This window comes from Streptomyces sp. CRN 30 (genome assembly GCF_034105845.1).
Genome location: NZ_JAVRHI010000167.1, coordinates 1 through 12,548, shown reverse-complemented (window position 1 = coordinate 12,548; position 12,548 = coordinate 1). Strand labels below are relative to the sequence as shown.

The 12,548-nt window shown below is 75.7% G+C and carries 12 protein-coding genes; 9 read left to right on the top strand and 3 right to left on the bottom strand.

What is annotated here, in order from left to right; all coding sequences use genetic code 11:
- The 4 genes from UW392_RS16415 to cobI form a co-directional block, all read left to right on the top strand.
- Nucleotides 1-762, top strand: a 762-nt coding sequence (locus tag UW392_RS16415) for a VWA domain-containing protein (RefSeq protein WP_320775749.1), incomplete at its 5' end; no start/stop codon positions are given.
- On the top strand, nt 762-1,361 hold the full coding sequence (gene cobO, locus UW392_RS16410) for a cob(I)yrinic acid a,c-diamide adenosyltransferase (protein ID WP_320775748.1): 600 nt from the start codon (nt 762-764) through the stop codon (nt 1,359-1,361). The genes UW392_RS16415 and cobO, both read left to right, overlap by 1 nt.
- Nucleotides 1,355-2,725, top strand: a complete 1,371-nt coding sequence (locus tag UW392_RS16405) for a cobyrinate a,c-diamide synthase (protein WP_320775747.1) — start codon at nt 1,355-1,357, stop codon at nt 2,723-2,725. Before cobO ends, UW392_RS16405 begins: the two co-directional genes overlap by 7 nt.
- On the top strand, nt 2,722-3,453 hold the full coding sequence (cobI, locus tag UW392_RS16400; protein ID WP_320775746.1) for a precorrin-2 C(20)-methyltransferase: 732 nt from the start codon (nt 2,722-2,724) through the stop codon (nt 3,451-3,453). The genes UW392_RS16405 and cobI overlap by 4 nt, the downstream gene beginning before the upstream one ends.
- A gap of 65 nt (nt 3,454-3,518) precedes the next feature.
- On the opposite strand, the gene UW392_RS16395 is transcribed toward cobI, so the two are convergent.
- Nucleotides 3,519-4,247, bottom strand: a complete 729-nt coding sequence (locus UW392_RS16395) for a ZIP family metal transporter (protein WP_320775745.1) — start codon at nt 4,245-4,247, stop codon at nt 3,519-3,521.
- Between the two features lie 111 nt (nt 4,248-4,358).
- Between UW392_RS16395 and cobM the strand changes: the two genes are divergently transcribed.
- The 4 genes from cobM to cobC are packed head-to-tail and all read left to right on the top strand — an operon-like array spanning nt 4,359 to nt 8,950.
- Nucleotides 4,359-5,237, top strand: coding sequence for a precorrin-4 C(11)-methyltransferase (gene cobM / locus UW392_RS16390; RefSeq protein WP_320775744.1), 879 nt, complete (start codon nt 4,359-4,361; stop codon nt 5,235-5,237).
- Complete coding sequence (cobJ, locus tag UW392_RS16385; protein ID WP_320775743.1) at nt 5,234-6,925, top strand: precorrin-3B C(17)-methyltransferase; 1,692 nt, start codon at nt 5,234-5,236, stop codon at nt 6,923-6,925. The genes cobM and cobJ overlap by 4 nt, the downstream gene beginning before the upstream one ends.
- A gap of 35 nt (nt 6,926-6,960) precedes the next feature.
- Nucleotides 6,961-7,878, top strand: a complete 918-nt coding sequence (locus UW392_RS16380) for a sirohydrochlorin chelatase (RefSeq protein ID WP_320775742.1) — start codon at nt 6,961-6,963, stop codon at nt 7,876-7,878.
- Nucleotides 7,850-8,950 (top strand): Rv2231c family pyridoxal phosphate-dependent protein CobC, encoded by a 1,101-nt coding sequence (gene cobC, locus UW392_RS16375; protein WP_320775741.1) that lies wholly within the window; start codon nt 7,850-7,852, stop codon nt 8,948-8,950. Before UW392_RS16380 ends, cobC begins: the two co-directional genes overlap by 29 nt.
- Before the next feature lie 361 nt (nt 8,951-9,311).
- Here cobC and UW392_RS16370 read toward each other — a convergent pair whose 3' ends face one another.
- Nucleotides 9,312-10,211, bottom strand: a complete 900-nt coding sequence (locus UW392_RS16370) for an SCO1860 family LAETG-anchored protein (RefSeq protein ID WP_320775740.1) — start codon at nt 10,209-10,211, stop codon at nt 9,312-9,314.
- A gap of 184 nt (nt 10,212-10,395) precedes the next feature.
- Complete coding sequence (locus UW392_RS16365; protein ID WP_320775739.1) at nt 10,396-11,487, bottom strand: amidohydrolase family protein; 1,092 nt, start codon at nt 11,485-11,487, stop codon at nt 10,396-10,398.
- Between the two features lie 214 nt (nt 11,488-11,701).
- Here UW392_RS16365 and UW392_RS16360 point away from each other — a divergent pair.
- Nucleotides 11,702-12,548, top strand: an 847-nt coding sequence (locus UW392_RS16360; protein WP_320775738.1) for a pyridoxal-phosphate-dependent aminotransferase family protein, incomplete at its 3' end; no start/stop codon positions are given.

Genomic DNA, 12,548 nt, shown 5'->3' with positions numbered 1-12,548 from the left:
GCCGGGCGGCGTTCGCGCGCCCGGACCGAGCACGGCAGGACCACCGGGGCCCGGCGGCCCCGGGGGGCGCTGACCAAGCTGCACCTGGCCGCGACCGTGCGGGCCGCCGCTCCGCACCAGCGCGCACGGGGCCGGTCGGGGCCGGGGCTGGTGATCCGCCGGGACGATCTGCGGCAGGCGGCCCGGGAGGGGCGCGAGGGCAACCTCGTGCTGTTCGTCGTGGACGCCTCCGGGTCGATGGCGGCGCGGCAGCGGATGGGCGCCGTGAAGGGCGCGGTGCTGTCGCTGCTGCTCGACGCCTACCAGCGGCGGGACAAGGTGGGGCTGGTGACCTTCCGGGGTTCGGCCGCCGAGGTCGCGCTGCCGCCGACCTCGTCGGTGGACGCGGCGGCGGTCCGCCTGGAGTCGCTGCCGACCGGCGGGCGCACTCCGCTCGCGGCCGGGCTGCTCAGGGCGCACGAGGTGCTGCGGGTGGAGCGGCTGCGGGACCCGGCGCGGCGCGCGCTGGTCGTGGTCGTGACCGACGGGCGGGCCACCGGTGGCCCCGAGCCGGTGGCGCTCGCCTCGCGGGCGGCGCGGCTGTTCGCGGCCGAGGGCACGGCGTCGGTGGTCGTGGACTGCGAGTCCGGACCGGTGCGGCTGGGGCTCGCCGGGCGGCTCGCGGGCGATCTGGGCGGTACGGCGGTGACGCTGGACGAGCTGCGGGCGGACTCCATCGCCGGGCTGGTCAGGGACGTACAGGGAAGCAGGAGGGCCGCGTAGTGCCGCAGGGACAGCCGAGTGTCATCCCGGACGACGGTCTGACGACCCGTCAGCGCCGCAACCGGCCGCTGGTCGTGGTGCACACCGGGATCGGCAAGGGGAAGTCGACCGCCGCGTTCGGGCTGGCGCTGCGTGCCTGGAACCAGGGGTGGCCGATCGGGGTGTTCCAGTTCGTCAAGTCGGCGAAGTGGAAGGTCGGCGAGGAGAACGCGCTGCGGGTGCTGGGCGCGAGCGGCGAGGGCGGGACCGTCGACTGGCACAAGATGGGCGAGGGCTGGTCCTGGGTCCAGCGGGACGCGCAGATGGACAACGAGGAGAAGGCCCGGGAGGGCTGGGAGCAGGTCAAGCGTGACCTGGCGGCCGAGACGTACAAGCTGTACGTGCTGGACGAGTTCGCCTACCCGATGCACTGGGGGTGGGTCGACACCGACGAGGTGATCTCCGTGCTGCGGGACCGTCCCGGGACCCAGCACGTCGTGATCACCGGGCGGAACGCGCCGGAGAAGCTGGTGGACGCCGCCGACCTCGTCACCGACATGTCCAAGGTGAAGCACCCGATGGACGCCGGGCAGAAGGGGCAGAGGGGCATCGAGTGGTGACCTCCCCGTCCGTGTCCGTGCCCCGGCTGGTCGTCGCCGCGCCGGCCTCCGGCAGCGGCAAGACCACCGTCGCCACGGGGCTGATGGCCGCGTTCGCCGCGCGGGGGCTCGCCGTGTCCCCGCACAAGGTCGGGCCCGACTACATCGACCCCGGCTACCACGCGCTCGCCACCGGGCGGCCGGGGCGGAACCTCGACGCGTACCTGTGCGGGCCGGAGCTGATCGCCCCGCTGTTCCTGCACGGGGCGCGGGGGTGCGACCTCGCGGTCGTCGAGGGGGTCATGGGGCTCTACGACGGTGCGGCGGGTGAGGGAGAGCTGGCCTCCACCGCGCACGTCGCCAAGGTGCTGCGGGCGCCGGTCGTGCTCGTCGTGGACGCGTCGTCGCAGTCGCGGTCGGTCGCGGCGCTGGTGCACGGGTTCGCGTCCTTCGACCCCGAGGTGCGGATCGGGGGCGTGATCCTGAACAAGGTCGGCTCCGACCGGCACGAGGAGCTGCTGCGGGAGGCGCTGGACTCCTCCGGGGTGCCGGTGCTGGGGGTGCTGCGGCGGGCCGCGGCGGTGGACGTGCCCTCGCGGCACCTCGGCCTTGTGCCGGTGGCCGAGCGTGCCGCCCAGGCCGTCGACGCCGTCGGCTCGATGGCGGCGCTGGTGTCCGCCGGGTGCGACCTCGACGCCCTTGAGCGGCTGGCCCGCGCCGCCGGGCCGCTCCCGGAGGGCTCCGCGCCCTGGACCCCCGGAACCGGGAAGCCGACGTCTCGGGCGCCCCGCGTCGCCGTCGCCGGCGGGGCCGCCTTCACCTTCTCCTACGCCGAGCACACCGAGCTGCTCGAAGCCGCCGGTGCCGAGGTCGTCGTGTTCGATCCGCTGCGGGACGAGGAACTGCCCGAGGGGACCGCCGGGCTGGTGATCGGCGGCGGGTTCCCGGAGGTGTACGCCGCCGAGCTGTCCGCCAACGAGCGGCTGCGGAAGTCGGTCGCGGAGCTCGCGCTCGGCGGTGCTCCCGTCGCCGCCGAGTGTGCCGGGCTGCTGTACCTGTGCCGGGAGCTGGACGGGCGGCCGATGTGCGGGGTGCTGGACGCCACGGCGCGGATGGGCGAGCGGCTGACGCTGGGCTACCGGGACGCGGTCGCCGTCTCCGACAGCGCGCTGGCCGCCGCGGGGACGCGGCTGCGGGGCCACGAGTTCCACCGGACGGTGGTGGAGCCGGGCGCCGGGGCGGAGCCCGCGTGGGGGATGCGCGCGCCCGAGCGGCGCGTCGAGGGATTCGTACAGCGGGGTGTGCACGCGAGCTATCTGCACACGCACTGGGCGGCCGAGCCCGGTGTCGCCCGTCGGTTCGTGGAGAGGTGCCGGACGTCATGAGCAGCAGGCTGGTCGGGGTCGGAGTGGGTCCCGGTGACCCGGAGCTGGTGACCGTCAAGGGGGTCAACGCCCTGCGGGCCGCCGAGGTCGTGGTGGTGCCGGTGATGGACACGATGGAGCGGGGCCGGGCCGAGGCGACCGTGCTGCACTACGTGCCCGCGGAGAAGGTCGTACGGGTCGTGTTCGCGCTCAACGAGCGGACCGACCGGGCGCGGCGCGAGGCCGCGTGGGACGCGGCCGGGGAGCGGGTCGCCGGTCTGCTGCGCGCGCACGGGCGGGTGGCGTTCGCGACGATCGGCGACCCCAACGTGTACTCGACGTTCACCTACCTCGCGCAGACAGTCGCGGCGGCGGTGCCGGGGACGGTCGTGGAGACCGTGCCGGGCATCACCGCGATGCAGGACCTGGCGGCGCGCTCGGGCGCGGTGCTGACGGAGGGCACCGAGCCGCTGACCCTCGTCCCGGTGACCGCCGGGTCGTCCGTGCTGAAGGACGCGCTGAGCGGGCCGGGGACGGTCGTGGCGTACAAGTTCGGGCGGCAGGCGGCCGAGGTGGCCCAGGCGCTGCGGGAGACCGGGCGGCTCGACGACGCCGTGTGGGGTTCCGCGCTCGGCCTGGCGGAGGAGTCGATCCGTCCCGCCGGTGAGCTGGACGGCGGTCCGCTGCCGTACCTGTCGACGCTGATCGCGCCCGCGCGGCGGGACGGCGGCCGGGGCGGGAAACTGTGACTCCCCTGCCGGAACCCGGCGGCCCCGGCTCACCCGGCGGCCCCGGCTCACCCGACGGCCCCCGCTCACTCGGCGATGCCGACCACCAGCCAGATGAACGCGGCTCCCGCGACCGTGCACAGCAGGGTCGAGCGGGCCGGGTGCTCGTGGTGGGCCTCGGGGAGGATCTCCGCGGCGGCGAGGTAGAGCAGGACGCCGCCGAAGAGCCCGAGATAGGCGCCGAGGGCCTGTTCGGGGATGGTGAAGAGCAGGGTGGACGCGGCGCCGACGACGGGCGCGAAGGCGTCCGCGACCAGCATGGCGAGGGCTCTGCGGCGGGCGTTGCCGTACAGGCTCGTCAGTGTGTAGGTGTTGAAGCCGTCGGCGAAGTCGTGGGCGATCACCGCCATCGCGACGGCCGCGCCCATGCCGCCGCCGACCTGGAAGGCGGCGCCGATCGCCACGCCGTCCATCGCGCTGTGGCCGACCATCGCCGCGGCGGCCGTCAGGCCCACCTCGGGCGAGCGGCCGCCGCCCTCCTCGGCGCCGTGCGCGGCGCGGCGCGCGGCGAGAAGGCGTTCCACCAGGTGGGCGAGGAGGAAGCCCGCGACGAACAGCAGCAGGGCCTCGGGGACGCCGAACACCTCGTCACCCGCCGCCTCCAGGGCCTCCGGCAGCAGGTCGAGGCCGACCACGCCGAGCATCAGGCCCCCGGCCAGGCCCAGCACCAGGTGGCGGCGGTCGGTCACGCGCTGTGCCGTCCAGCCGCCGGCCAGCGTCATGAGGAACGCGCCGAGCGCGACGAGGACCGCCATGTGCCTTTGCTATCCGATCGAGGCGGTACCGCGCGCGTCCGACAGCGGCAACCGCAGTAAATATGTGCGGCTGAATTGTGTGCAGCAATGTGCAGGAGAGGATTCCGACCCATGGCCGAGACGGCCGATGCCCCCGACGTTCCCGATGTTCCCGATGTTCCCGTGGGCAAGGTGACCTTCGTCGGTGCCGGTCCCGGCGCCGCCGATCTGCTGACGTTCCGCGCCGCCCGCGCCATCGCCGAGGCCGATGTGGTGATCTGGGCGGCGAGTCTGGTGCAGGCGGAAGTCCTCCAGCACGCGCGCGCGGACGCCGAGGTGCTGGACTCCGCGGCCATGTCGCTGGAGGACGTCGTCGCCGTGTACGAGCGGGCCCGGCGCGACGGTCTCGCCGTCGCCCGCGTCCACTCCGGCGACCCGGCGCTGTGGGGCGGCACGCAGGAGCAGCTCGACCGCTGCGCGGAGATCGGCGTCGCCACCGAGATCGTGCCCGGTGTCTCCTCCTTCTCGGCCGTCGCGGCGCTCGCGGGCCGGGAGCTGACCATTCCGGAGGTCGCGCAGTCGGTGATCCTCACCCGGCTCGGCGGCGGCAAGACGCCGATGCCGCCCGGGGAGGAGGTCCGCGAGTTCGCCCGGCACGGCACGACCATGGCGGTGTTCCTGTCGGCGGCGCGCAGCGGGCAGCTGGTGCGGGAGCTGCTGGAGGGCGGCTATCCGACGGAGACGCCGGTCGTGGTGGCGTACCAGGCGACGTGGCCGGAGGAACTGGTCGCGCGGTGCACGATCGGGACGCTGGAGGAGACCGTCAAGGAGCACAAGCTGTGGAAGCACACGCTGTTCCTGGTGGGTCCGGCGCTCGACGCGAGCGGCACCCGCTCGCACCTGTACCACCCGGGGCACTTCCACGGGTTCCGGAAGGCCGACCCCGAGGCCCGGCGGGCGCTGCGCGCCGCGCGCACGGCCGACGACCACAGTGAAGGAGTCTCCCAGTGATCGGCATCGTCTCGGCCACGGCCGCGGGCGCGGCGGCCGGCGACCGGCTGGCCGCCGCCTGGCCGGAGCGGACCCGGGTGTACGGGGGTCCCGTCGCGGACGCCGTGCGGGCCGCGTTCGCGGAGTGCGGGCAGGTCGTGTGCTTCCTCGCCACCGGCGCCGTGGTGCGGCTGGTGGCGCCGCTCCTCGGTGACAAGCGGACCGACCCGGGAGTGGTCTGCGTGGACGAGGCGGGCCGGTACGCGGTGGCGCTGCTCGGCGGGCACGGCGGCGGGGCCAACGACCTCGCCCGCGCGGTGGCCGGTGTGCTGGGTGCCGAGCCGGTGGTGACGACGGCGACGGACGCCGTGGACGTGGCCGGGCTGGACACGCTGGGGCTGCCGGTCGAGGGCGACGTGGCCGGGGTGACGCGGGCGCTGCTGGACGGCGAACCGGTGGCGCTGGCCGCCGAGGTGGCGTGGCCGCTGCCGCCGCTGCCGCTGGGGTCCGCGGGGGCGTACACGGTCCGGGTCACCGACCGGGTGGTGGCGCCGGTGGCCGGGGAGGCCGTGCTGCGTCCGCCGTCCCTCGTCGTCGGCGTCGGCGCCTCGCGGGGCGCGCCCGCCGAGGAGGTCCTGGAGCTGGTCGAGGGTGCCCTGCGGGACGCCGGGCTGTCGGCGGCCTCGGTCGCCGAACTGGCCACCGTGGACGCCAAGGCCGAGGAGCCGGGCCTCGTCGCCGCCGCCGGACGGCTCGGGGTGCCGCTCGTGACGTACCCGGCCGGGGAGCTGGCCGGTGTGGAGGTGCCCCACCCCTCCGACGCGCCGCTCGCCGCCGTGGGCACGCCGTCCGTCGCCGAGGCCGCCGCCCTGCTGCGCGGCGGTGAACTCCTCGTTCCCAAGCGGAAGTCGGAGCGTGCCGACGGACGGCCGGCGATGGCGACCTGCGCGGTCGTACGGCGGCCGGGGCGGGGCCGGCTCGCGGTGGTGGGGCTCGGCCCCGGCGCCCGGGACCTGGTGACGCCGCGCGCCACGGCCGAGCTGCGGCGCGCGTCCGTCCTCGTCGGCCTCGACCAGTACGTCGACCAGATCCGCGACCTGCTGCGGCCCGGTACCCGCATTCTGGAGTCGGGGCTCGGCGCCGAGGAGGAGCGGGCCCGCCGGGCCGTCGAGGAGGCCCGGCGCGGGCACGCGGTGGCGTTGATCGGCAGCGGCGACGCGGGCGTGTACGCGATGGCCTCCCCCGCGCTGGCCGAGGCGTCCGACGACATCGACGTGATCGGGGTGCCGGGTGTGACGGCGGCGCTCGCGGCCGGGGCCGTCCTCGGTGCGCCGCTCGGCCACGACCACGTCTCCATCAGCCTGTCCGACCTGCACACGCCGTGGGAGGTCATCGAAGGCCGGGTGCGGGCGGCGGCCGAGGCGGACCTGGTCGTGACGTTCTACAACCCGCGCAGCCGGGGCCGTCACTGGCAGCTGCCGAAGGCCCTGGCGGTCCTCGCCGAGCACCGGGCGCCGGCGACGCCGGTCGGTGTCGTGCGCAACGCCTCCCGCGCGGACGAGTCCAGCCGGCTGACGACGCTCGCCGCGCTGGACCCGGCGGTCGTCGACATGATGACGGTCGTGACGGTGGGCAACACCGCGACCCGTGAGATCGCCGGGCGCATGGTGACGCCGCGCGGCTACCGCTGGCAGGAGAGCACCCGATGACCGCAGGACCTTCCACCCCTTCCCGAGGAGACGCTGTGACCACCCCGCCCGCCCTGCTCATCGCCGGACACGGCACCCGGGACGAGGCCGGAGCCGAGGCGTTCCGCGACTTCGTGCGGGAGCTGGGCCGCCGCCACCCCGAACTGCCGGTCGCCGGCGGCTTCATCGAGCTGTCGCCGCCGCCGCTGGGCGACGCCGTCGCGGAGCTGGTGGAGCGGGGGGTGCGGCGGTTCGCGGCCGTGCCGCTGATGCTGGTGTCCGCCGGGCACGCCAAGGGCGACATCCCGGCGGCGCTGGCCCGCGAGCGGGAACGGCACACCGGGATCTCGTACACGTACGGCCGTCCGCTGGGCCCGCACCCCGCGCTGCTGCGGGTGCTGGAGCGGCGGCTGGCCGAGGCGCTGGATCCCTCCTGGGACCCGGCGGAGGTGACCGTGCTGCTGGTCGGGCGCGGCTCGACCGACCCGGACGCCAACGCGGAGGTGTTCAAGGCGGCGCGGCTGCTGTGGGAGGGCCGCGGGTACGCGGGCGTGGAGACGGCGTTCGTGTCGCTGGCGCGGCCGGACGTGCCGGGCGGCCTGGAGCGGTGCGCGCGGCTCGGGGCGCGGCGGATCGTGGTGCTGCCGTACTTCCTGTTCACCGGCATCCTGCCGGACCGGGTGCGGGAGCAGACCGAGGAGTGGGCGGGCGCGCACCCGGAGACGGCGGTGCGGTCGGCGGACGTCATCGGCCCGGAGCCGGAACTCCTCGACCTGGTCTGGGAACGGTACGAGGAGGCCGTGCGGGGCGACCTGCGGATGAACTGCGACTCGTGCGTGTACCGGATCGCGCTGCCGGGGTTCGAGGACAAGGTGGGGGCGCCGCAGCAGCCGCACTTCCACCCCGACGACGACGGCGATCACCACCACGGGCACCATCACGGGCATGGACACGCACACTCCCACGCACACTGAGGCGGCCGCCGGGGCCGGACACGACCTGCGGCACCACGGGGACGCGGAGGTCCGCGACGACGGCTCGGCACTCGTCGACCTCGCGGTGAACGTCCGTACGGGTACGCCGCCGCGCTGGCTCCGCGAGCATCTCGCCGAGAGCCTCGGTTCGCTCGCCGCCTACCCGGACGGGCGGGCGGCGCGGGCGGCGGTGGCGGCGCGGCACGGGCTGCCGGTGGAGCGGGTGCTGCTGACGGCGGGCGCCGCGGAGGCGTTCGTGCTGCTGGCGCGGGCGCTGCGGGTGCGGCGGCCGGTGGTCGTGCATCCGCAGTTCACGGAGCCGGAGGCGGCGCTGCGGGACGCCGGGCACACGGTCGGCCGGGTACTGCTGCGGGCGGCGGACGGCTTCCGGCTCGACCCGGCGGCCGTTCCCGAGGACGCCGACCTGGTCGTGATCGGCAACCCGACCAATCCGACGTCGGTGCTGCACCCGGCCGCCGAGATCGCCGCGCTGGCCCGGCCCGGACGGACGCTGGTGGTGGACGAGGCGTTCATGGACGCGGTGCCGGGCGAGCGGGAGGCGCTGGCCGGGCGCACGGACGTGCCCGGTCTCGTGGTGCTGCGCAGCCTGACCAAGACGTGGGGGCTGGCCGGGCTGCGCGTGGGGTACGTCCTCGCCGAGCCCGGGACGGTCGCCGCGCTGGAGCGCGCCCAGCCGCTCTGGCCGGTGTCCACCCCGGCGCTGGCGGCGGCCGAGGCGTGCGTGGCGCCGCGCGCGCTGGCGGAGGCGGCGCACGCCGCCCACCACATCGCCGCGGACCGGGAGCGTCTCGTCGCCGGGTTGAAGCGGCTCGCCGGTCACGGGGTACGGGTCGTGGAACCGGCCGCGGCCCCCTTCGTCCTCGTCCGCCTCCCCGACGCGGCCGGCGTCCGCGCCCGCCTCCGCGACGCCGGTTACGCGGTCCGCCGCGGGGACACCTTCCCCGGCCTGGACACGCGATGGCTCCGCCTGGCGGTCCGGGACCGAACGACGACGGACGGCTTCCTGCTGGCACTGGCAGAAGCCCTGCCGGCCCCGGACACACCCCGGTGAGACGTACGGGGGCCGCCGGCCCACCCCGGCAAAGGCCCCCACACCGGTGAGACGCACCGGACCGCCGGCCCACCCCGGCAGAGCCCCCGCACCGGTGAGACGTACGGGAGCCGCCGACCCACCCCGGATGGGCCCCCGCACCGGTGAAACGCACCGGGCCGCCGGCCCACCCCGGCAGGACGGCCACACCGGTGAGACGCACCGGTGCGGCCGGGCCACCTCGACAGGGCACCGCCCGCCGAGCGCGGCACGGGCACCCGGATGCGGCGGGCTTCTCCGCGCCTCCGGCGCCCCTCACTCCCGCCCCCGGCAGCCCTCACTCCCGCTTCCGGCGCCCCTCAGCACCGCTTCCGGCGGCGCGTCACCCCCGCTTCCGGCGGCGCGTCGCCGCCAGCGCGGTGGCGCCCGCCAGGAGGAGGGCCGCCGCGGCGGACGCGACGTACGGGGTCGCGGAGTCGCCGCCGGTCTCCGCGAGGGCGGTCTCCGAGGCGGAGCCCTGCGGCTCGGCGACGGCGGAGCCGTCGTCCTTCGCGGGCGGCTCCGCCGGGGACTCGCATGTCGCCTCCGCCAGGGTGACCGTGCCCTCGATCTCCGCCACGTTCAGCTCCAGCGGGTTCACGGACACCGTGAGGCCGAGGGCGGTCGCGGCGGCCGTACGGGACGTCGTCTCTCTCGTCGACAGGTCGACGCGGACCTCGCCGACGCCCGGCACCTTCACCTCCGTCGTCCCGCCCGCGGTCAGCGTGACCTTCTTGCCGAGGACCGTGACCGAACCCAGCAGATTCGATTCGGCCAGCGGTTCCTTCCCGGCCTCGCACACCGCCCGGGAGGTGACCTGCTCGACCTCGATCAGCGACAGCAGCGGCAGACCGGGCAGGTGCACCGTCGCGTGGGCCAGCTCGCTGCGGCCCTCGGCGCGGCCGTCGGCCACCGTCGCCCCGGCGTCCGCCACGTCCGCGCGCAGGACGCTGAACGGCTTGCCGCCGTCGACGCCGTCGAGCGTCGCGGTGAGGGCGGTCTCCCGGGCGCTGCCGGGCGCCCGCACCTCGTTCAGGGAGAGCGCCAGGGGAACACCGACAGTCTTGTCGAGCAGAGAGACGTCGAGCCCGGTCCGCAGGACGGCGGCGCCCGCCCTCCCCTGCTCCTCGGTGGCGTGGGCGCCGCCCGCCCCGGCGAGCACGGCAGGCCCGGCGGCGAGGACGGTGGCCGCCGCGGCGGTGACGAGACGGCGTGCGGGCATGCGGAAGGTAGTGCTGTTCACAGTGGTGGGACCCCTGAGTCGTGACGCGCAACTGCCGTGGGACCGGCGCTGCCTGGGACAGCGACAAGATTCGCGCCCCCGGCGCACAGCGTCAGCGCGTCTCCGCTCCTTCACTCCTAAGGGGTGAGGGTCTCCATATTGTTTTCGACTCACCCCGCGAGTCGTCCTCCAAGTCGCCCCCGGGTCACCCCACGACCCTGCCGTTGAGCACCACCCTCGACGGCGCCGCCAGCACCCGTACGTCCGTCCGCGGGTCCCGTTCGTACACCACCAGGTCGGCCGGGGCGCCCTCCTCCAGCCCGGGGCGGCCCAGCCAGGCGCGGGCCGCCCAGGTCGTCGCCGACAGTGCCTCGACGGGCGGGATGCCGGCCGTGACCAGTTCGGCGACCTCCGCCGCGGCCAGGCCGTGCGGCAGCGTGCCGCCCGCGTCCGTGCCGACGTAGACGGCGATCCCGGCGTCGTAGGCGTCGCGGACCGTGTCGTAGCGGCGGGCGTGGAGGCGGCGGATGTGGGCCGACCAGCGGGGGAACTTGGCCTCGCCGCCGTCGGCGAGCGCGGGGAAGGTCGCGATGTTGACCAGGGTCGGGACGATCGCCACGCCCCGGTCGGCGAAGAGCGGGATCAGGTCGTCGGTGAGGCCCGTCGCGTGCTCGATACAGTCGATGCCGGACTCCACGAGGTCGCGCAGGGAGTCCTCGGCGAAGCAGTGCGCGGTGACGCGGGCGCCGAGGCGGTGGGCCTCCGCGACGGCCGCCGCGACGGCCTGTCGCGGCCAGCACGCCGACAGGTCGCCGAGGTCGCGGTCGATCCAGTCGCCGACCAGCTTGACCCAGCCGTCGCCGCGCCGGGCCTCCCGGGCGATGTACGCGGGCAGGTCGGCGGGCTCGGTCTCCCACGCGTAGTTCCGGATGTAACGGCGGGTGCGGGCGATGTGCCGCCCGGCCCGGATGATCTTCGGCAGATCGGGGCGGTCGTCCGTCCAACGGGTGTCGGAGGGCGACCCCGCGTCCCGCAGCAGCAGCGCGCCCGCGTCCCGGTCGGCCAGCGCCTGCTGCTCCGCGACGTCCGCGGGGACCGCCCCGTGCCGGTCGAGGCCCACGTGGCAGTGGGCGTCGACCAGTCCGGGCAGCGCCCACCCCTCCACGGTGCGGACGTCACCGGCGCCGGCCGGGCGGTCGTAGGAGACGCGGCCGTCGATCACCCACAGCTCGTCGCGGACCTCGTCCGGCCCGACCAGCACCCGTCCCCTGACGTGCAGCACCGCGTGATCGCTCATGTCCCGACCCTAGGGCCTCGCCGCGCGCGTCCCGCCGGGGGCCGTTGCGGAAGATGATGTTCCGGGCGTGACCGTGTCGCAACGGATGGGCTCCGGCGCGAGTCGCGGAGGCCCCCGCGGTTACTCTCGACCCGTACGCCCGCGTACACCGGAACGTGAACAGTGACCCGTACGCCCGCGTACGCCTGTCCGTGAGTAGTGAAAAGAGCATGCCGTGACCCACCCCTTCCTGGACCTCGCCCCGCTGAGCGCCGCCCGTTTCGCCGCGATCGAGGACCGGGTGGCGCGGCTGCTCGGCACCGCGCAGGACGTCCTGATCACACAGGGCGAGGCGCTGCTGCCGCTGGAGGGCGCGATCCGCGGCGCGGCCGGTCCTGGCACCGTCGCGCTGAACGTCATCACCGGGCCGTACGGGCAGACCTTCGGCGACTGGCTGCGGGACTGCGGTGCGACCGTGCACGACCTCTCGGTGCCGTTCCACGCGGCCGTCACCGCCGAGCAGGTGCGGCAGGCGCTCGCCGAGCACCCGGAGATCGACTTCGTCTCCCTGGTGCACGCCGAGGCGGCGACCGGCAACACCAACCCGGTCGCGGAGATCGGCCCGGTGGTGCGGGAGCACGGCGCGCTGTTCTACCTGGACGCCGTCGCCTCCGTGGGCGCCGAGCCGGTGCTGCCGGACGCCTGGGGCGTGGACCTGTGCGTGATCGGGGCGCAGAAGGCGATGGGCGGTCCTGCGGGGGTGTCGGCGGTGTCGGTGAGCGAGCGGGCGTGGGCGCGGATGGCGGCCAACCCCGGGGCGCCGCGCCGGTCGTACCTCTCCCTGCTGGACTGGAAGGAGCGCTGGACGGACGCCGGGCGCACCGCGCTGCCGCACGCCCCGGCGCAGTTGGAGATGCTCGCCCTGGAGGCGTGCGTGGAGCGGATCGAGGCGGAGGGCGCGGACGCGGTGATGGCGCGGCACGCCTCGGCCGCGGCGGCCACCCGGGCGGGCGCGCTGGCGCTCGGCGGCGGTCTGGAGCCGTACGTGCGCGAGGCGCGGGACGCGGCGCCGGTCGCGACGA

Bases quoted from the DNA above. Each gene is read 5' to 3' on its own strand.
- UW392_RS16365 (WP_320775739.1), bottom strand. From the start codon at position 11,487: ATGAGCGATCACGCGGTGCTGCACGTCAGGGGACGGGTGCTGGTCGGG.
- cobC (WP_320775741.1), top strand. From the start codon at position 7,850: ATGGACACGCACACTCCCACGCACACTGAGGCGGCCGCCGGGGCCGGA.
- cobI (WP_320775746.1), top strand. From the start codon at position 2,722: ATGAGCAGCAGGCTGGTCGGGGTCGGAGTGGGTCCCGGTGACCCGGAG.
- cobM (WP_320775744.1), top strand. From the start codon at position 4,359: ATGGCCGAGACGGCCGATGCCCCCGACGTTCCCGATGTTCCCGATGTT.
- UW392_RS16395 (WP_320775745.1), bottom strand. From the start codon at position 4,247: ATGGCGGTCCTCGTCGCGCTCGGCGCGTTCCTCATGACGCTGGCCGGC.